Here is an 18,315-nt window from a genome sequence, read left to right as displayed (position 1 = left end):
CCATGCCTGATTGCGGCGCCTGAACTTTTCCGGCGGAAAGACGTTGGGGCACGTTGGGACGCATTTCGAGGAATCATTGCATGAATCTGCTTCGCTTCGCATCTGCGGCCTGCTTGGCCGCCAGTTTCGCTCTGGTGTCACCTGTAGGCGCGGCTCCCTTTGCCTCGCCCGGCGCACAGCCTGCGGGTCAGAGCCTCGTCGTGCCGGTCCACCGGTGCCACTCCGACGTTCGCCGCGCCTATGTTCCCGAGTTCGGGCGCACCGCGACCCATCGCCATCAGAGGAACTGCCGTCCCGTTCGCGTCGACAGCGGAAACCGCAGGGACTGCCACCGCGACGCCCGGCGGCACTTCGTGCCGGGATATGGCCGCGTTCTGCACCGTCATGTCGGCCCCAACTGCCGCGTCCGCGTGCTGCGCCGCTGGGACGGCCACGGCGGCCGTGACTGCGTGCGCATCGGGTCTGTCCGCTACTGCGTCTACTGATCGCAGAAGACAGCCAGAACAATTTGCGGGCCGGTGTCGGATCGATGCCGGCCCGTTCGTCCTTTGCGGGTAACAAGGAGACGACCATGACCTATGTCGACGGATTCCTGCTCGCGGTGCCGAAGGCCAGACTCGACGAATACAAGGAGCTGGCGCGCAAGGCGAGCAAGGTGTGGATGGAGCACGGCGCGCTGAGCTATGTCGAGGCGACCGGCGACGACGTGCCCTACGGCGAGCTGACCTCCTTCCCGCGCGCCGTTCAGGCCAAGGACGACGAGACCGTCATCTTCTCTTGGGTGACCTATGAATCCCGCGAGGCGCGCGACCGGATCATGAAGAAGGTGATGGAAGATCCGCGCATGGACGGCGACATGGACAAGATGCCCTTCGACGGCAAGCGCATGATCTTCGGCGGCTTCGAAGCCTTCGTGCAGGCCTGAAGCCCCTCCCGCTTCCCGCGCAAAATCGCGGGCCGACGGGAAACCCGGAGCTATCCGGGCGTCGAAGACGAAGGCTGAGCCGCGGGCGCCGGGCCGGCGGGCTCGTCCTGAAGCGCTTCCGCCTTTTCGCGCGGCGCGGGTGAACCGGTCGGCAGCACCGTCGGCGGGGCCGGCGCGACCGGCGTCGCCGGCCTCACGGTTTCGGTCGGGACAGTGGGTGCAGCCGGCTGCGGACCGGCTGCCGCCGGCGCGACCGCGTCGGACGTCGGGGGCGAGGCTTCGGGAAGCGCTGCCGGCTCGGTCGGAACCGGTGCTTGCGCGGGCGCGGACGCCTCACCCGCCGGCAGCGCCCCGCTCGTGGGCAGCGTCTCGTCTGTCGGGACCGTCCTGGACGGCGGGCCGTCGACATCGTCGGACATGATCGTGGACGGCGCCGCCTTGGCGACGGAAACATCTTCCGCCGGCTCGACCGGCGCGTTCGGCGCGGCGATGGCCGGCGCCACGGATACCGGCTCCAGCGCAGTCGGAACGTCTTTCACCGGCAGGGCCGCCACCGGAACCGGATCGGCCTTGGCCGGCGCGCCCCTGGCAGGCGCCGGATCGGCGACGGGTTCCTGCACGAGCGACGGTGCGCCTGCCCTCGCCGGCGCGGTGTCGGGCAAGGCCGGCTGCACTTCGGCGACAGGTTCTGCCGCGCCTTCGCCGGTCGAAGCCGAAGGCACTTCGGGCTGCACCTCCGCCGGCGCCAGAATCTGCTCGATCGGAGGCGGCACGGCCGTAGGCGCGCGGTTCGGCTCGGGTCCGATCGACTTCGGCCGCTTGTAGGATTCGCGCGGCGCGGCGCGCGACGGCGACCGGTCCTTCGGATCGCCGGCGGCGAAATCCGGCACCGTCGCCCTGTTCTTGGTGGCCGGGGACGTCATCGACGGCGGCAGGGCGGCGATGTCTGGTGCTGCCTGCGCCGGCGAGATCTCATCCAGCCGATCGGGCCTGATCTCCGGCGGTATCGGAAGCGGCGCCTCGGGCGCAGGCGCGGTCGACGCATCGGAACGGACCAGCCGCAGCTCGGCCCGGTCGCCGGGCGCCTCCGGCAGCACCGACGGCGCCGCGACCTTGTTGGTCGTGCGGTCGACGGCGATCGCACGGGCAGCGGTCGCGGCGGAAGCCACCTGCGGGCCGGCGAACTGGTCGGCGCGACCCGCCTGGGGCGCCGGCGCCAGGCCTTCGATGGCGAGCTTCTCTGCCGGCGTGCGCGCCTCGTGGCGCGGTTCGGCGACCATGCCGAGCAGCTCCTCGCCGCCGTCGAGACCCGGGGTCCTCAGGAAGACCGGCCGCGAGGCGTCCAGCGGGGCGAGTTCGTTGGGATTGACGACGACGTCGATGTCGGAGGGCAGCTCGACCTCGGCCGGTCCGAAAGGGCCCATGATGCGATAAGGCGAGCGCGGCGCGACGGCCGTGGCAGCAGCGGCCGCCGTCGGGTCGAGGCCGAGCAGCTTGTAGAGCGGCTTCTCCGCGTAGAAGGCGATCTTGCGCTTGCCGGGGCGGGCAAGGTTGATGCCGTCATTGGCGCGCAGCCGCGCCGGCTGGCCGTTGATGTCTGGGCCGCTCGGCGCATAGGCGCCGTTCTCGTCGACGAATGCGTCCCAGATGTCGACATACTCGCCACCGACGCCGGTTGCCGCGGCGCGGTAGACGTCGTTGAAGGCGAGCATGTCGAGCATCATCTTCGACGATTTGAAGGGAGGCATGCCGACCCACAGGAACGGCACCTTGCGTGCCGCGATCGCCTTCGCCAGTTCGCCGGCGCGCTCGGCATATTCCTTGTTCCAGTTTTCCGAGCGCACCGTCTCGCGCACGCCGTCGACCAGCATCTGCTGGCGGTCGTTGGCCCCGATCATGACGATCACCGCCGCCGGCCGCTCGGCCGTGATCAGCTCGCCGATCTTCTCCGGCCAGTTGTGGAAATCCTCGCGCACGAAACCCGACGACCCGCTGGTGCGGTCGACGATCCTGACATTGGGGATTTCCGTGAAGGCGGTGGTCAGGCCCTCGGCCAGTCCGCTGCCGAGAAAATCGCCGATGACCAGCACGACGCGCGCATCCGGATGCTTGCTGATCACCGCGACCGGCGGTGGCTGTTCGTCGTTATCGCGCCGCGCGCGCGCCTTCTTGCGCTGGCTCCGCTCGGTCCGCTCGGCCTTCGGCTTGGCGACATTGGCCGGCGGCTCCTCGACCCGGTAGGCAGGCCTGCCGAAAAGCCGGTTCAGGATGCCGATGCGGGGCTCGTCCTCCTGGGCCTGCGCGTTTGACGGCGCGGCAAGGAAAGCCGCGGCAAGGACGGCCAGCGCAAGGAACAGCACTGCGCATCGGGATGAGAGAGCCCCATCGCCCGTCCTCGCCTTCAATAGGTGCTCCTAACGCTGCCTCAGCCTCGACAGCACTTCCATGCTAGGATGACCGTCGGGCGTCAAGCCCGCCTGCGCCTGAAACGCCTTGATGGCGCTTTTGGACCCTTCGCCGATTTTTCCGTCGAATTTGCCGTCGTAATAGCCCTGAACCGACAGCCGCTCCTGCAATTCCTGCTTTTCCTCGAAGCTGAGCTTCGTGAATGGCCGGTTCCAGTCGCGCACGAGCCCGCCATAGCCGGCGATCTCGTCGGCGAGCAGGCCGACGGCGAGCGCATATTTGTCGGCGTTGTTGTACCTTTTCAACACAAAGAAGTTCTTGGTCGCGAGGAAGGCCGGGCCGCCGCGCCCGTCCAGCACCTTGAGTTCGGCCTTGTCGTTGCCGCGCGGGAACGCCTTGCCATTGGCGCGCCTCACCCCGAGGTCCTGCCATTTGGCGAGCGACAACGAGCCGCTCGGGAACTTGCGTCCGCCCGGAAGCTCGACCTCGTAGCCCCAGGTCTTGCCCGCCTGCCAGCCGTTCTTGCGCAGGAGATTTGCCGCCGTCGCCAGCGCGTCCGGCACCGAGTTCCAGATGTCCCGGCGGCCGTTGCCGTCGAAATCCACGGCATAGGCCTGGTAGCTGGTCGGGATGAACTGCGTGTGGCCCATGGCGCCGGCCCAGGAGCCGGTCAGATGGCTTTCGTCGATGTCGCCGCTCTGCAGGATCTTGAGCGCCGCGATAAGCTGCGTGCGGGCGAACTTGGCGCGCTTCTTGTCGGCATAGGCGAGCGTGGCGAGTGAGCGCACCACATTGCGCATCACCTTGTCGTTCTTGAGGATTTCGCCGTAGTTCGATTCCATCGACCAGATGGCGAGCAGGATATAGCGGTCGACGCCGTAGCGCTGCTCGATGCGGTCGAGGGTCCCCTTGTACTTCCGCGCCATCTGGCGGCCGACCTCGACCGAGTGCTCATGCACGCGGTTGTCGAAATAATCCCACACCGGAGCCGTGAACTCGGGCTGGTAGCGCGCCTTTTCCAGCACTTCCGGGTCGATGCTGTTGACGCCGCGGAAGGCGCGGTCGTAGGTCGAGCGCGATATCCCGCTTTCGGCCGCCGTCTGGCGGAAGCCGGCGACCCAGCGTTCGAATCCTGCCTCGGCAAGCGCGGGCGAGAGAAGCATGCCAAGCCCAAGCACAGTCGCCGCAGCCGTGCCGGCAAGACGCCGGACGCTTATAGAGAGACGCATCTTTTCCTCCTTCGAGAGTCAGGAAGACGATTCATCGCTGAAGGTTATGAATCAGTTTACCATGTTCGATGCAGGGAACGAAAATACCTGAAACGCCTTATCCGCCGGACACAAAAACGTGACGACGTTGTCGGTAGCCGTGAATTCCGGCATGAAAATGTCGTTACGTAAGCAATGCCGGGCTTTTCGAAAGGATCGATATGGGAATGGAACGAGGGCCGAAAAGAGTCCGCAAGGCAGTATTTCCGGTAGCAGGGTTGGGGACGCGGTTCCTGCCGGCGACGAAGGCGGTGCCCAAGGAGATGCTGACGGTCGTCGACCGTCCTGTGATCCAGTATGTGGTCGACGAGGCTCGCGAGGCGGGTATCGAGCACTTCATCTTCGTGACCGGCCGCAACAAGGCGGTCATCGAGGATCATTTCGACATGCAGTTCGAGCTGAACCATACGCTGGCGCAGCGCGGCAAGGACGACCAGCTGGCCAAGCTGCAGCGGCTGCAGCCCTTGGCCGGGCAGACCAGCTTCACCCGCCAGCAGGAGCCGCTGGGGCTCGGCCACGCGGTCTGGTGCGCCCGCGAACTGGTCGGCGACGAGCCGTTCGCGCTGCTTCTGCCCGACATGATCATGCAGTCCAGGAAGAGCTGCATGGCCGAGATGGTGGAGCTTTACGAAAACACCGGCGGCAACATCGTCGCGGTGCAGGAATGCGATCCTGAAGAGGCGCACAAATACGGCATCGTCGGCAAGGGCGAGGCGGCGCATAACGGTTTCCGCATCACAGGGATGGTGGAGAAGCCCAAGCAGGGCACGGCGCCGTCGAACCTGTTCATCAACGGCCGCTACATCCTGCAGCCGGAGATCTTCTCGATCCTGGAGAACCAGGAGCGGGGCGCCGGCAACGAGATCCAGCTCACCGACGGCATGCTGAAGCTTGAGAAGCAGCAGGGCTTCTACGGCTATCACTACAAGGGCCGCACCTTCGACTGCGGCTCGCCGGAAGGTTTTGTCGAGGCCAACGTCGCGTTTGCGCTGGCAAGGCCGGATTTATCAGCCAAGATGGCCGATATCATCTCGGGCCTGCTCGACGAGAAGACCGGAGCAAAATTGCAGAACGTGAACTAGCCCGGCAGACGCCCGACCCGGGCCGCTTTTGCAGCCTATCTCATTGTTCGAGCATCGGATTTCCCGAAACGGCCGCGCATCTTTTCGCTGCGCGGTCCCGCAGGCCGGCCCGATGCTCTAGCGCTGCAGCTTCAGCCCCAGGAAGATGCTGTTCGTCTTGGCGTCGCGGTCGGAGAGGTTGCTGGTCACCGTCTCGTGCTCGACACGCGTCACGACGCCGGCATAGCGGTTCAGCCACCAGGTCAGGCTCGCCTCGGCATCGAAGATGACGTCGTATCCGTCCGACTGCGAGTAGTTTCGGTATGCCACGCCGAGAAGCGCCCCGCCGGTGAGGTTCGAGCGTATCTGACGCTCGATCCCGATACGGCTGGAATAGAGCACCGATCCGCTTTCGCCCGCCGTCGTGGTGCCTTCCAGGATGGTCGAGCCGGACAGCGTCACGTCGGTGCCGCGCTCGGGCGACCATCTCAGCAGGCCGTCCACCGTCGGCGTCGAGAGCGCATCCAGCCTGTCGTCGTCGAAATCCTCGCGGACCCAGCCAGCGGCCACCTCGCCCGAGAATTTCTCGCCGAGATCGAGTTCCAGGCCGCCGCGCACGGCATAACGGTCGGACGAGCGCTGATAGCCCGCGCTGTCGACTTCCTGGTCGTACTGATTGCGGCCGATCTCGGTCTCCACGAACGGCGTCAGCGCCGGGGATATCTCGTATCCTGCGCGCAGCGTCATCGTGTAGAGCGTCGCATCGCGGTCGCTCTGCGACAGCGTGCCGCCGCCCTCGAGGTCGGCGTCGCCATAGCTGTCGTGGATGGCGCCACCGGTGATGCCGAAACGCGCCTTGCCCATGTCCTTCTGGAGGCCGAGTGTTCCGCCGACGCGCTGGGTGATCGGCTCTTCCACGGTATTGGCAATGACCACCGGCGAAGCGGCCGATTCGGGCGCCGCCGAGTAGGTGAAGGTGCCCCGGGCCCGGTATTCATGGGCGAGTTCCAGATCCAGCACGGCGTCGACGCCGCCCTCGAAGTCGTCGACCTCCTGGCCCGACAGCGTCTTGCGGAAGGTGCCGAAGGCGTCGACCGTCGCCGAATGGCGCGACCAGTCCGACACCGCGTTGAGGCGCAGCGTCGTCTCCGACAGCACCGCTTCGGACCCGTCGGTGCTCGAATCGGCGTTGGAGGTGGCGGTCACGCCCTGCTCGATCGAGGGTTTCAGGATGAAGGTGCCGAAGGTGATGCCCGGCGCCTCATAGGGGTTTTCCTCGATCGGCCGGTCCAGGCCCTCGATCGCCTGGGCGCGTTGCGCGCCACGATCGAGGGACTCGCTCTCAAGCGAATCGACCGTCGGCTGGCGCACGGTTCCGGTCGGAGTCTGGTCGATCTCGGCGGCAGCTGCCGCCCGTGACGCGGCCGCAGCGACAGGGGACTGGGGCTGGGCTTCGGCCTCGCCCGGCAACGCAGGGTCGGCCGCGAATATCCGGGGCGGACGGGGCGCATCCTCCTCCGGCAACGCGCCGGGGCTCACCGGCACGTAGGCCGGCGCCGCTTCGGCCGGGCGGGCATCCTCTCCGGCAAGTAGGCCGCTGTTCGTATCGGCGGCTGTCAGGGCGCCGCGCAAACCCGTGGTTTCCTGGGCCTGGACCGTGCCGGCCGAGACAGCCCCGGCAGCCGTGGCTGCCAGGAGAAGTGCCTGCAAGGCGCCCCGGCCGGGACGTGTTGTTTTGTCGGGGCGTACCGGCGGCATCTCGACCCAAATGATTGAAGGCGCGAGCCGCGCCATGCTTACCGAACCGTAAATGCCGATGGTTAATGGAGCGTTGAGAAAGCCGGCCTGCCGGGGCCGCCCGGCGCAGGATCGTATGGACAGCCGCACCGCGAAGCGCTAATCGCTGTGCCCATGCATGCAGTGCCGATGAAGAAGCAGCCTGACCGGAGCGCCGCGATCGCCTCCGCCCTGAGAACCGTTGCCACCGAGCAGGCAGGCCTCGCCGTCTTTGCCGAGGCGCTGAACAACGGCCTGTCCGAATCCTTTGCCCACGCCATCGAGCTGATCTCGGCGATCCGCGGCCGCGTCATCGTCACCGGGGTGGGGAAAAGCGGCCATATCGGCGCCAAGATCGCCGCGACGCTGGCCTCCACCGGTACTCCGGCCTTCTTCGTCCATCCGGCCGAGGCCAATCACGGCGATCTCGGCATGATCGCCAAGGACGACGCCATCATCGCCATGTCATGGTCGGGTGAGACCGCGGAACTGAAAAGCATCGTCGCCTATTCGCGCCGGTTTTCCATTCCGCTGATCGCCGTCACCTCGGGCGAGACATCGACACTGGCGCGCGAGGCCGACGTCGTGCTGGCCCTGCCGCGCGTGCCGGAAGCCTGCCCGCACGGGCTGGCGCCGACCACCTCGACGCTGCTGCAGCTGGTCGCCGGCGATGCGCTCGCCATCGCGCTGCTCGAGGCGCGCGAGTTCACTCCGGACCAGTTCCGCACCTTCCATCCCGGCGGAAAGCTCGGCGCCAGCCTGATGAAGGTGCGCGAGATCATGCATCGGGGCGACCACATGCCGATGGCGCCGGTCGGCAGCTCGCTGCGCGACGCCATGGTGACGCTGTCCAACAAGCGTTTCGGCTGCGTCTGCATCGTCGACGACAACGGCCTGCTCGCCGGCATCATCACCGACGGCGACCTTGCCCGCAATCTCGACAGGAACCTCGGCGGCATGGCCGTCGACGAGATCATGACCCGTACGCCCAAGACCGTCGACCCGGACGCGCTGACAGTCGAGGCGATGGCTATCCTCGAAGAAAAACGCATCTCGGCGCTCGTCGTGGTCGAGGACGGCAAGCCGGTCGGCATCGTGCACTTCCACGACCTGCTCAGGATCGGCATCGCGTAAGTCCCACCTTCTCCCCGTAACGGGGAGAAGCCGTCTCACACCGGTTCCACCACCAGTTCCAGATCGAGGTCGGCCGCCGCCTTGACCCGCACCTTTGTGCCGGCCGGGAGGTCCGGCCCGGACACGCGCCAAGTCGTGTCGCCGATCTTGATGCGCCCTCGCCCATCGGTGATCGGCTCGGTCAGCGTCGCGGTGCGGCCTATCAGCTGGTCGCCGCGGCGATTGAGCAGCGGCTGGTCGGAAGCGCTCCCGCGCCCGCTCATGATCTTCTTGCCGGCGAAGGCGCAGACCAGCGCCAGCGCCAGGAACACCAAGATCTGCACCTGCCAGACCCAGAAGCCGGCGCTCCAGAACATCAGCGAAAGCGCGCCGACGATCAGCGCCGCCAGGCCAATCCACAGCATGAATACGCCCGGCGTCAGAATCTCGAGCGTCAGCAGGGCAAAGCCCAGGACCATCCAGTTCCAGGGGCCGAGTTCGGCGAAGACGCGCTCCAGCATGGCCGCCGCCTACTGGTTGTCTTCGGGGCGCACCAGCGGCGTGCGGGCGGCCTGCCGCTGCGCGCCGGCCGTGCCCTCGGCCCGGAAAACCTCCTTGGCGATCTCGCCGATGCCGCCCAGCGTGCCGATCAGCGACGACGCTTCCATCGGCATCAGCACGACCTTGCTGTTCGACGCCGAGCCGATCTTGGTGAGCGCCTCGGTGTATTTCTGCGCCACGAAGTAGTTGATCGCCTGCACGTCGCCCTTGGCGATCGCCTCCGAGACGACCTGCGTCGCCCTGGCCTCGGCTTCGGCCGCGCGCTCGCGCGCCTCGGCGTCGCGGAACGCCGCCTCGCGGCGGCCCTCGGCTTCCAGCACCTGCGCCGCCTTCAGGCCTTCCGCGGTCAGGATCTGCGCGCGCTTGTCGCGCTCGGCCATCATCTGCCGCGCCATCGATTCCACCAGATTGGCCGGCGGGTTGATGTCCTTGATCTCGACGCGAGTCATCTTGATGCCCCACGGATGCGCCGCCTCGTCGACGATGCGCAGAAGCCGCTCGTTGATGGCGTCGCGGTTGGACAGGAGCTCGTCGAGGTCCATCGAGCCCATGACCGAGCGGATATTCGTCATGGTCAGGTTGAGGATGGCGTTCTGCAGGCCGGACACCTGGTAGGCGGCCTGCGGGGCGTTGAGCACTTGGAAGAAGGCGACGCCGTCGACCGCCACGATGGCGTTGTCGCGGGTGATGACCTCCTGCGTCGGGACGTCGAGCACCTGCTCCATCATGTTCATCCTGGCGCCGATGCGGTCGACGAAGGGGATGATGATGTTGAGGCCCGGCGCCAGCGTGCGCGTGTAGCGGCCGAAACGCTCGACCGTGTAGTTGTAGCCCTGCGGCACCGTCTTGATGCCGGTGAAGATCACCAGCAGGACGAGAACGACCAGCACGGGTATGATGATGTCGAAGCCCGAGAACATTCCGCTTCTCCCCATTGTCGCGGCGTCGGCCGCCCGAGAATCAGTTAGGATTCGTCTGGCCGCTATACAATCAGACGGCAGCCGATTGTTGAACCGGTGGTTGGCGGCGAGGCTTAACGGCGTCTGAAGGCGAAAAGACCGGCGTCGCTGTCGTCGCGGCCTTCGATCGCGGCAGCCGCGATCTCCGAGGCGATCCCGGAGTAGGTGATGCCGTTGCCGCCATAGCCCATCACGGCAAGGATGCGGGGATGGCGCGGCACCTTGCCGATATAGGGCAGGCCGGTCGTCGTGGTGCCGAAGGAGCCGGCCCAGGCGAATTCCGGATCGGTATCGAGGCCCGGGAAGAGCCTTGCCAGCTTCTTCGACAGGCGCGCAGCCTTCTTTCCGATCAACGCATCGCGCTTGTCCTCATCGGAGAACTCCTCGTCCTCGCCGCCGCAGATGACGCGGCCGTCCCTCGTGGCGCGCATGTAGAGATAGGGGTCCGACGCCTCCCAGATGAAGGCCTGCTGCGGCCAGAGCTTGCGTGGCTGCCGGCGCGTGGCGATCGCGTAGGTCGAGATGATCCGATGACTTGCCGCCGGAACCATGTCGGTCAGCTCATAGCCGGTGGCGAGCACGACATGGCCGGCGGTGACGGTCGGCCCGGCCTTGGTCACGATCGTAACCTCGTCCTTGCCGTCCTCGATCGCCACCGCCTCCGCCGGCGCATACAAACGCGCCCCACGTTCCCACGCCTTCAGCAGCATGCCGGCGGTCAGCTTGCGCGGGTCCAGCGTCAGGTTGCCGTAGCTGAGGATCGCACCCTCGCGCCCGATGCCGAAGCGCTCCCTGAGCGCGGCAGCCGTGAGATATGTCGCATGGATCCCTGCCCGCCGCCTTGCCTCAGCCTCCTCTCGAAGCGCGCCCGGCCCAAGCATATTGCCGGCGAGATAGAGCGAGGGACGCCGGCCCAGCCCGCAATCGATGTCGAGGCCCTGGATGCGGGCGGCCAGGCTCTCGATGGCGAGCCGCGAGCGTCGCCAGGCCTGCTCCGCCTTCGCGCGGCCGATCATGCCCGACAGCTTGGCGAGCGGCTGATCGATCTCGAACTGCACCAGCGCGGTGGTCGCCGCCGTCGAGCCCTTCATCGGGCCGCGCCGGTCGATGGTGACGACCGACTGGCCGCGCGCCGTCAGCGCTTCGGCCATCATCGCCCCGCTGATGCCCATGCCGACGACGGCGACGTCCGCCTTGACGTCGCGGGTGAGCTTTTCGGTTGGAACGGAAGGCACGCGATAGGCGAACCAGACCGGACGGCCGGTCCTCAGATCGAGCTTTCGGCGCATGGATGGCAGTCTCCCCGAGACTGCCCTCAACGCCTCGCGGGGCCGGCGGTTCCGGTTACGCCCAGCCCTGCAGTTCGCGCCGCACCAGCGTCTCGATGACGTCCATGCCTTCCGGACTGTCGTTCAGGCAGGGGATATGCGCGAAATGCTTGCCGCCGGCATGCAGGAATTCGTCGCGCACCTCGCGGCCGATCTCGTCCAGCGTCTCGATGCAGTCGACCGAGAACCCCGGATTGATGACGGCAATCGACTTCACGCCTTCCTTCGCCAGCCGCTCGACTGTCTTGTCCGTATAGGGCTGCAGCCATTCCTGCGCGCCGAAGCGCGACTGGAAGGTGGTGATCAGCCTTTTCTCGTCCCAGCCCAGAAACTCGCGCAGCAGCCGGGTCGTCTCCTCGCAGTGGAAACCATAGGGATCGCCCTTGTCGGCATAGGGCTTGGGTATGCCGTGATAGGAGGCGAGCACCATTTCCGGTTCGAAATCGAGTCTGGCGAGGCTCGCCTGCAGCGAGCGCGCCAGCGCCTCGATGTAGACCGGCTCCCGGTAATAGGGCGGCACGGAACGCACCGCCGGGGCTTCGCGCATCTTCATCAGCGCCCGGAAGAGCTGGTCGTTGGCGGTGGCGGTCGTCGTCGCCGAGTATTGCGGGTAGAGCGGGAAGATGAGGATACGGTCGCAGCCCTGCTCGTAAAGGCTCTGCACGGCGCTGCGGGTGGAGGGATTGCCGTAGCGCATGCCCCATTCGACGCGGACGTCGGGCAGGTCGGCAAGCGCTGCCGCGAGCTTCTCCGCCTGGCCCCGCGTGAAGGTGCGCAGGGGCGATTCGTCCATCTCCGTGTTCCAGATCCGCTTGTAGTTCGCGCCGGATTTCTGTGGCCTGGTGGTCAGCACCAGCCCGTAGAGGATCGGATTCCAGGCAATCTTCGGCAGTTCGATGACGCGCGGATCGGACAGGAATTCGCGCAGATACCGCCACATCGACTTGTAGTCGGTGCCGTCAGGGGTGCCGAGATTGACTAGCAGCACGCCGACGCGGCGCGGCTCTGCCGACGGACGGGCGGCAGGGATAATGGTTTCCCTAGTGGCGGCGCCGGGAACTTGCTTGTCGGCGGCGGATTTCACGGGTGCTTCTGACATGGCGCGAACTTAGCGGCGGCGGCGGCGTTTTCAATGCTGCGTCTGGCCGCACTTCAAATTCGGCGCAAGGGCCTCCCGCACAGCCCCTGCCCGCCTACAGGCGCCCGCCCGTCAGCCCCGGCAAGCGAGAAGCGGCAAGGCGCGCGAAGCCGCGGCTCAGCTCGCCGGCGGGATTTTCAGCGTCGAGCCTATGGTCAGATCAAGCGCGTCGATGCCGGGGTTGGCATCGGAGATCACTTTCCACTTGGAACCGGCGCCATAGGCCTTTCTGGCGATATGCCACAGCGTATCGCCGCGAACGATGGTGTGCGTGTTTTCCGCGGCCGCCGGGGCTGCGGCTTCCGTCGCGGCGGGTGCAGCCGCCGTTTCGACAGTCGGCGGCGTCGCCGCGATGTCAGCCGAGGCCGCTGGCGGCGCTGGCACCTGCGGCTCGGCGGCTGCGGGAGCCGCCGCAGCCTCCGATTGCGCGGGTGCAGCGGCGGTTTCCGGAGCTGCTGCGGCGAGATCCACGATGCGGCCGTCGAGCTTGGGCGTGTAGGGCCGGTTGGCGGTCAGGTAGTCGGCCACCACCTGCTCCAGGCTTGGGCCGAAATCATAGGCGTTCTCAGCGTTCTTCTCGAACAACTCGTAGCCGTCGCCGCCGCCGCGCGTGAAATTGTTGGTGGCGACCGTGTAGAGCTTGGCCTCGTCGATGGGGGCCCAGGCGCCATTTTCCATCACCTCGACCGACTTGATGCGGCCGGCATTGGGCCCCACCGACTTGTCGAAGGAGTATTTCAGGCCGGCGACCTGCGGGAAGGCGCCCTTCTCCTCCTCCACCATGCTGACGCCGTGCTCCAGCGACGCGACGACGTCCTTGCCCGTGAGCTGGAAGGTGGCGAGCGTGTTCTGGAAGGGCAGCACGTTCAGCACCTCGCCCATGGTGACGACGCCCTGGTCGATCGAAGCGCGCAGGCCGCCGCCGTTCTGGAAGACGATGGTGACGCCCTGGTCCTTCACGCGGTCGAGGATGGCCTCGGAAACGAGGTTGCCCATCTCGCATTCGCGCGCGCGGCAGGATTTGCGGTCGCCGTCGATCGGCGCGGTGGTCTCCGAGACCTCCTTCGCCTTCACCTCCTCGATCGGCCCGGCGAGCTCCTTGACGCGAACCAGCACGGCTGCGTCCGGCGTGATCGACTTGTCGAGGAAGATCGGATCGCCCTTCGCTTCCTTGACCACCCCGTTGTCGTCGAAGGTGACGGTGAACTCGCCGAGATATTTCGAATAGGACGCCGCCTGCGTCACCGGAACCCTGTAGCCGTCCGGATTGTCGATCATCGTCGGATACGGCCCCTCGGCCTTGTCGTCCGTGTTCGACAGCAGCGAATGGGAATGGCCGCCGACCACGACGTCGACGCCCGGAATCCTGGCGATCAGCTCCTTGTCGCGGGGATAGCCGACATGGGTGAGCGCGATGATCTTGTTGACGCCCTCGCCCTTCAGTTTCTCGACCTCGGCTGTGATCGTCTTGATGTCGTCCTCGATGGCGATGTTGGGACCGGGCGAGGCGATCTCGGGCGTATCGGTCGTCACCGCCCCGATGATGCCGATCTTCTGGCCGCCGACATCGAGCACCAGCGACGGCTTGATCCTGTCGCCGACCTTGGACTGCGCATTGGGATGCACGTTGGCCGAGAGCACCGGGAAGGTCACCTCTTCCAGGAACGGGACCAGCGCATCCTCGCCGTCGTCGAACTCGTGGTTGCCGACCGTCATGGCGTCGAACTTCATCAGGTTGAGGAACTCGGCCTCCGCCTTGCCCTTGTAGGTCGTGTAGAAGAGCGAACCCTGGAAATTGTCACCGCCGTTGAGCAGGAGAACGTTCTTGCCCTCGTTGGCCTTGCGGCGGTCGGCGATCGCCGTCACCAGCCGCGCCGCGCCGCCGATGCACTTGCCTTCCGTCTCCTCCTCGGCGGAGCAGGTCGACTCGTAGGCATTGTTGGACTCGATGCGGCTGTGCCAGTCGTTGATGTGCAGGATGGTCAGCGTGTAGTCGGCAAAGGACGCTCCCGCCGAAAGGCCGAAAGCCGAGGCCGACAGCGCGGCGATTACGGCGATCTTTCTCATGCAACGTCTCCCGATTTTACTGGTGTCCCGACAGCGTCTGACGCGCCTTCGCCGATGGAATTCTCAGCATTCCCTAGGCTTGGATGTTCACACCCGGATTTCTCCGATGCAAGTGAAAACCGCGCCGCCCGCTAGCGGGAATAATCCCGTTCGTCGACTATCACCTTGCCGTCGTTCGGCAGGCTTCCCGGGTCGACCATGGCGACGGCGCCTGACAGGCCGGTGACATCGCGCAGCGCCGCCTCGATCGCCTTCGCGTCGATCGCCGAAGCGCCGGCCGGCTCGATATCGAGCCGCATCGCGTCGCGGTCGCCGTCGCGGAAGACGCTGAGCCTCGCCTTGGCGATTTCAGGATGACGGCGGAGCACCTCGGCGACCTGCCTGGGATCGACGAACATGCCCTTCACCTTGGTGCGCTGGTCGGCGCGGCCCATCCAGCCCTTGATGCGGGTGTTCGTCCGCCCGCAGGGCGAGGCGCCTGATAGCACGGACGACAGGTCGCCGGTGCCGAACCGGATCATCGGATAGGCCGGGTTGAAGCTGGTCACCACCACCTCGCCGACCTCTCCCGCCGGCACCGGGTCGCCGGTTCCCGGCCGCACGATCTCGAGGATCAGTTTCTCGTTGACGATCATGCCCGGATACGGCGAGCCGTCGTCGGCCGCGCTTTCATAGGCGATGACGCCGAGTTCGGCGGTGGCATAGGCTTGGAAGACGGCGACGCCGCGCGCCGCATAGTCCTGCCGCATGGCCGGGAACAGCGCGCCGCCCGACACCAGCGCGCGGCGGAAGGAACCGAGGTCGCGGCCCATCTCCGCCGCCCGGTCGAGCAGGATCTTCAAAAAATCCGGCGTGCCGCAATAGACGCCGGGCCGCAGGCCGGCCGCGGCCTCCACCTGCGCGTCCGTGTTGCCCGCCCCGGCCGGAAGCACGGCGCAGCCCAGCGCCCGCGCCCCTTCGTCGAGGATGAACCCGCCCGGCGTCAAATGGTAGGAGAAGGCGTTGTGGACGATGTCGCCGGCGCGCACGCCGGCCGCGAAGAAGGCGCGCGCCGACTGCCAGGGGTCGACGCCGGCGCCCTGGACCTCGAAGATCGGCCCCGGCGACTGGAAGAGACGCGCGCCCTGCAGCGCGTCGCGGTCGGCGAAACCGCCGAAAGGCGGCTCCTTTGCCTGGAATTCGGCTAGCTCCGCCTTGCGCAGCACCGGCAGCCTGGCCAGCGCTTCGCGGCTCTTGACGCTGACGGGATCGACGCCTTCCAGCCAGCGCGCCCAGCCGGGCGCCCTTGCCATCGCGCGCGCCACAAAGGCTGGCAGGCGACCGAACAGATCGGCCTCGCGAATTTTGTAGTCGCGGATTTCCCGCTCGTCGAAATAGGCGACCATGACGCTCCTCCGGCGTGGGCCGGACTATCGCAGCAGTCCTATCCGGCGCGCAAGGCTGGCCAGCGATATCGGCAAGGCGGGCGAATAGCCGTTGGCGGTAGACGAACCGCCTTTGCCACGGGAGCGGTGCGGTCACCCTGGTCGGATATCTCGACCTTCGCGCCGTCGAGGTCGGGGCGCTCCGCGCCATGACAGCCTATGGCGCGCTGCACCCGGACCGGATTGCCAGGGGAAAAACGGCGAAGACGACGATCGTCAGCGCTGTGAAGGGCTCAGCTTGTCAGGCGCGCCTGGTCAGCACAAACTGCTGGCCGGCCGAACTGGTGCAGTTGAGCTGCCTGGCCGAAACCAGCAGGCAGTTGAAGCTGATCGGCGACTGGCGGATCAGCGAGGTGCCGTTGATCTGCACCGATGTCGGGTTGGTCAGCGTGTAGCTGCCCTCGGCGAGTTTCTGCCCGGTGTCGGTGGCGACCGTCGAGAAGGAGCCCCCCGCAAGCGTGGAAAGCCCGGTTCCCTGCGCGTCGATCCAGGAACCCTCGACGCCGGACTGGGAAGGCCTGGACGGCGAGCCGCCTCCGCCATCGCCCATGCAGCCGGCGAGGATGACAGACAGGGCGCCAACCGCACCTGCCGAGAACACTTTGCGTGCAATCGTCATGATTTCGTCCCTCTCTTTCCGACCCGACACCCTCAATCGCCTGATTTTCGAATGAAATCAAGGCGCGCTCGCAAGCGCATCACGTCTTTCTGGACAGCGCAAACGACAGGAGGCCGGCCCCGGTTCCAGCATTTTTCTCGGGATAAGCTGTGTGGCGGCGCCGACCGCCCTTTGACGACGAACTTTCGCATTCCATAATCGACAAATGTTCCCCGGCGAAGATCGGGGCATTGCGGGAGGAGAACTCAAGGAATGGATGTCTTTCTGACCGGCCTCAAGACGGCCATCGACACGCTCGGGGCGACGGTTCTGTTGCCCATCGTCATCTTCATCATCGCCATCGTGCTCGGCGCCAAGGTCGGCCGCGCCTTCCGCGCCGCCGTCACCATCGGCGTCGCCTTCATCGGCATCAATCTCGTGCTCGGGCTGATGCTCGGCTCGATCGGCGACGTCGCCCAGGCGATCGTCACCAACACCGGCATAAAGCGCGACATCGTCGACGTCGGCTGGCCGTCGGCCGCGGCGATCGCCTTCGGCTCGTCGGTCGGCCTGTGGATCATTCCGATCGGCATCGCCGTCAACATAGTGCTGCTGCTCACCCGCCTGACCCGCACGCTCAACGTCGACGTGTGGAATTTCTGGCACTTCGCCTTCATCGGCTCGCTGGCGACCGCGGCGACCGGCAGCCTCGGCTACGGCCTCGTCGTCGGCGCGCTGGTCGCGGCACTGGCGCTGCTCTTCGCCGACTGGTCGGCGCGCGCCGTCCAACAGTTCTACGGCATCCCCGGCGTCTCGGTACCGCATCTCGCCTCGGCGCAGATCCTGCCGATCGCCATCGTGCTCAACTGGGTGATGGACCGCATCCCCGGCATCAACCGCATAGACATCAGCACCGAGACCATCGAGAAGCGGTTCGGCGTGTTCGGCGAGCCGGTCGTGCTCGGCCTGATCATCGGCCTCGTTCTCGGCCTCATCGGCTACTACAACGCCGGCGATTTCGGCACGGTGCTGTCGAAGGTGCTGGGCACGGGCATGACGCTGGCCGCGGTCATGCTGCTCCTGCCGCGCATGGTGAAGATCCTCATGGAAGGGCTGCTGCCCGTCTCCGACGCCGCGCAGGAATTCGTGCGCAAGCGCACCGGCGACCGCGAGCTGCTGGTCGGCCTCGACTCGGCGATCCTGATCGGCCATCCGGCGGCTATCGCCTCGTCGCTGATCCTGGTGCCGATCGCCATCGTGCTGTCGATCGTCCTGCCAGGCAACCGCGTGATCCTGTTCGCCGACCTCGCCGTCATCCCCTTCATCGTCGCCATGACTGCGCCGCTGCTCAAGGGCAACGTCTTCCGCATGGTGGTGGTCGGAACGATAACGCTCGCCGTCGGCTTCTACGTCGCCAACGCGCTGGCGCCGCTCTTCACCAGCGCCGCCGTCGCATCGGGCTTCCAGTTGCCGGCGAACGCGGTGGAGATCACCTCGGTGGTCGACGGCTTCCTGTGGATCCCCTACGTGGTCATCGAGGCGATCCAGTGGCTGGCCGTCTTCGGCCTCGTGCTGCTCGCCGTCGTCATCGCGGTGACCTTCGTCCTCTACCACCGCAACGCAGCGGCCTGGGAGCGGGCGGCCGGCGCCGAGGACGAGCCGGAGGCCAGTACGGCCTGAGCCGAAAGGCA

The 18,315-nt window shown here is 66.6% G+C and carries 15 protein-coding genes; 5 read left to right on the top strand and 10 right to left on the bottom strand.

What is annotated here, in order from left to right; genetic code table 11:
* The first annotated feature begins 80 nt into the window (after positions 1 to 80).
* Positions 81 to 485, top strand: coding sequence for a hypothetical protein (locus tag D8676_RS27000; protein ID WP_147448163.1), 405 nt, complete (start codon positions 81 to 83; stop codon positions 483 to 485).
* An 86-nt stretch (positions 486 to 571) separates the two neighbouring features.
* Entirely contained in the window at positions 572 to 925 is a 354-nt protein-coding gene (locus tag D8676_RS06715) for a DUF1428 domain-containing protein (protein WP_121580071.1), read from the top strand.
* 50 nt (positions 926 to 975) lie between these two features.
* On the opposite strand, the gene D8676_RS27535 is transcribed toward D8676_RS06715, so the two are convergent.
* Together D8676_RS27535 and D8676_RS06705 are read right to left on the bottom strand one after the other, a co-directional pair.
* Complete coding sequence (locus D8676_RS27535) at positions 976 to 3,330, bottom strand: SGNH family hydrolase (RefSeq protein ID WP_210210705.1); 2,355 nt, start codon at positions 3,328 to 3,330, stop codon at positions 976 to 978.
* A 9-nt stretch (positions 3,331 to 3,339) separates the two neighbouring features.
* A complete protein-coding gene (locus tag D8676_RS06705; protein ID WP_121580070.1) occupies positions 3,340 to 4,560 on the bottom strand; it encodes a lytic murein transglycosylase in 1,221 nt (406 codons plus the stop codon).
* A 206-nt stretch (positions 4,561 to 4,766) separates the two neighbouring features.
* Here D8676_RS06705 and galU point away from each other — a divergent pair, with 206 nt between their 5' ends.
* Positions 4,767 to 5,681, top strand: coding sequence for a UTP--glucose-1-phosphate uridylyltransferase GalU (galU, locus tag D8676_RS06700; RefSeq protein WP_121580069.1), 915 nt, complete (start codon positions 4,767 to 4,769; stop codon positions 5,679 to 5,681).
* A 117-nt stretch (positions 5,682 to 5,798) separates the two neighbouring features.
* On the opposite strand, the gene D8676_RS06695 is transcribed toward galU, so the two are convergent.
* Positions 5,799 to 7,370, bottom strand: coding sequence for an outer membrane beta-barrel protein (locus D8676_RS06695; RefSeq protein ID WP_245426639.1), 1,572 nt, complete (start codon positions 7,368 to 7,370; stop codon positions 5,799 to 5,801).
* A gap of 201 nt (positions 7,371 to 7,571) precedes the next feature.
* Here D8676_RS06695 and D8676_RS06690 point away from each other — a divergent pair, with 201 nt between their 5' ends.
* On the top strand, positions 7,572 to 8,570 hold the full coding sequence (locus D8676_RS06690) for a KpsF/GutQ family sugar-phosphate isomerase (protein WP_121580068.1): 999 nt from the start codon (positions 7,572 to 7,574) through the stop codon (positions 8,568 to 8,570).
* A 35-nt stretch (positions 8,571 to 8,605) separates the two neighbouring features.
* Here D8676_RS06690 and D8676_RS06685 read toward each other — a convergent pair whose 3' ends face one another.
* The 7 genes from D8676_RS06685 to D8676_RS06655 all read right to left on the bottom strand — a co-directional run bounded on the left by D8676_RS06685 (position 8,606) and on the right by D8676_RS06655 (position 16,645).
* Positions 8,606 to 9,070 carry an NfeD family protein gene (locus D8676_RS06685; RefSeq protein ID WP_121580067.1) on the bottom strand — a complete coding sequence of 155 codons (465 nt, stop codon included), beginning with the start codon at positions 9,068 to 9,070 and terminating at the stop codon, positions 8,606 to 8,608.
* A gap of 9 nt (positions 9,071 to 9,079) precedes the next feature.
* Positions 9,080 to 10,030 (bottom strand): SPFH domain-containing protein, encoded by a 951-nt coding sequence (locus tag D8676_RS06680; RefSeq protein ID WP_121580066.1) that lies wholly within the window; start codon positions 10,028 to 10,030, stop codon positions 9,080 to 9,082.
* Between the two features lie 113 nt (positions 10,031 to 10,143).
* The gene (locus tag D8676_RS06675; RefSeq protein WP_121580065.1) at positions 10,144 to 11,358 is read right to left on the bottom strand and encodes an FAD-dependent oxidoreductase; all 1,215 of its coding nucleotides are present in this window, start codon (positions 11,356 to 11,358) and stop codon (positions 10,144 to 10,146) included.
* Between the two features lie 55 nt (positions 11,359 to 11,413).
* Positions 11,414 to 12,496: a ferrochelatase gene (gene hemH / locus D8676_RS06670; RefSeq protein WP_121580064.1), complete on the bottom strand. Its 1,083-nt coding sequence runs from the start codon at positions 12,494 to 12,496 to the stop codon at positions 11,414 to 11,416.
* A 156-nt stretch (positions 12,497 to 12,652) separates the two neighbouring features.
* Entirely contained in the window at positions 12,653 to 14,602 is a 1,950-nt protein-coding gene (locus tag D8676_RS06665) for a 5'-nucleotidase C-terminal domain-containing protein (protein ID WP_121580063.1), read from the bottom strand.
* A 131-nt stretch (positions 14,603 to 14,733) separates the two neighbouring features.
* Positions 14,734 to 15,987: an AMP-binding protein gene (locus D8676_RS06660; RefSeq protein WP_121580062.1), complete on the bottom strand. Its 1,254-nt coding sequence runs from the start codon at positions 15,985 to 15,987 to the stop codon at positions 14,734 to 14,736.
* Between the two features lie 280 nt (positions 15,988 to 16,267).
* Positions 16,268 to 16,645 (bottom strand): hypothetical protein, encoded by a 378-nt coding sequence (locus D8676_RS06655; protein ID WP_121580061.1) that lies wholly within the window; start codon positions 16,643 to 16,645, stop codon positions 16,268 to 16,270.
* Positions 16,646 to 16,897: 252 nt separating this feature from the next.
* Here D8676_RS06655 and D8676_RS06650 point away from each other — a divergent pair, with 252 nt between their 5' ends.
* Complete coding sequence (locus tag D8676_RS06650; RefSeq protein ID WP_121580060.1) at positions 16,898 to 18,304, top strand: PTS transporter subunit IIC; 1,407 nt, start codon at positions 16,898 to 16,900, stop codon at positions 18,302 to 18,304.
* Positions 18,305 to 18,315 lie beyond the last annotated feature (11 nt).

Source organism: Mesorhizobium sp. YM1C-6-2, from assembly GCF_003666685.1.
Classification (GTDB): Bacteria; Pseudomonadota; Alphaproteobacteria; order Rhizobiales; family Rhizobiaceae; genus Mesorhizobium_K.
Note: the sequence above shows the minus strand (reverse complement) of the source record. Positions and strands in the feature narration are given on the sequence as shown.

Excerpts from the sequence above, each read along its gene's own strand:
- D8676_RS27000 (WP_147448163.1), top strand. The coding sequence starts at position 81 with ATGAATCTGCTTCGCTTCGCATCTGCGGCCTGCTTGGCCGCCAGTTTC.
- D8676_RS06715 (WP_121580071.1), top strand. The coding sequence starts at position 572 with ATGACCTATGTCGACGGATTCCTGCTCGCGGTGCCGAAGGCCAGACTC.
- D8676_RS06705 (WP_121580070.1), bottom strand. The coding sequence starts at position 4,560 with ATGCGTCTCTCTATAAGCGTCCGGCGTCTTGCCGGCACGGCTGCGGCG.
- galU (WP_121580069.1), top strand. The coding sequence starts at position 4,767 with ATGGAACGAGGGCCGAAAAGAGTCCGCAAGGCAGTATTTCCGGTAGCA.
- D8676_RS06690 (WP_121580068.1), top strand. The coding sequence starts at position 7,572 with ATGCATGCAGTGCCGATGAAGAAGCAGCCTGACCGGAGCGCCGCGATC.
- D8676_RS06685 (WP_121580067.1), bottom strand. The coding sequence starts at position 9,070 with ATGCTGGAGCGCGTCTTCGCCGAACTCGGCCCCTGGAACTGGATGGTC.
- D8676_RS06680 (WP_121580066.1), bottom strand. The coding sequence starts at position 10,030 with ATGTTCTCGGGCTTCGACATCATCATACCCGTGCTGGTCGTTCTCGTC.
- D8676_RS06675 (WP_121580065.1), bottom strand. The coding sequence starts at position 11,358 with ATGCGCCGAAAGCTCGATCTGAGGACCGGCCGTCCGGTCTGGTTCGCC.
- hemH (WP_121580064.1), bottom strand. The coding sequence starts at position 12,496 with ATGTCAGAAGCACCCGTGAAATCCGCCGCCGACAAGCAAGTTCCCGGC.
- D8676_RS06665 (WP_121580063.1), bottom strand. The coding sequence starts at position 14,602 with ATGAGAAAGATCGCCGTAATCGCCGCGCTGTCGGCCTCGGCTTTCGGC.
- D8676_RS06660 (WP_121580062.1), bottom strand. The coding sequence starts at position 15,987 with ATGGTCGCCTATTTCGACGAGCGGGAAATCCGCGACTACAAAATTCGC.
- D8676_RS06655 (WP_121580061.1), bottom strand. The coding sequence starts at position 16,645 with ATGACGATTGCACGCAAAGTGTTCTCGGCAGGTGCGGTTGGCGCCCTG.
- D8676_RS06650 (WP_121580060.1), top strand. The coding sequence starts at position 16,898 with ATGGATGTCTTTCTGACCGGCCTCAAGACGGCCATCGACACGCTCGGG.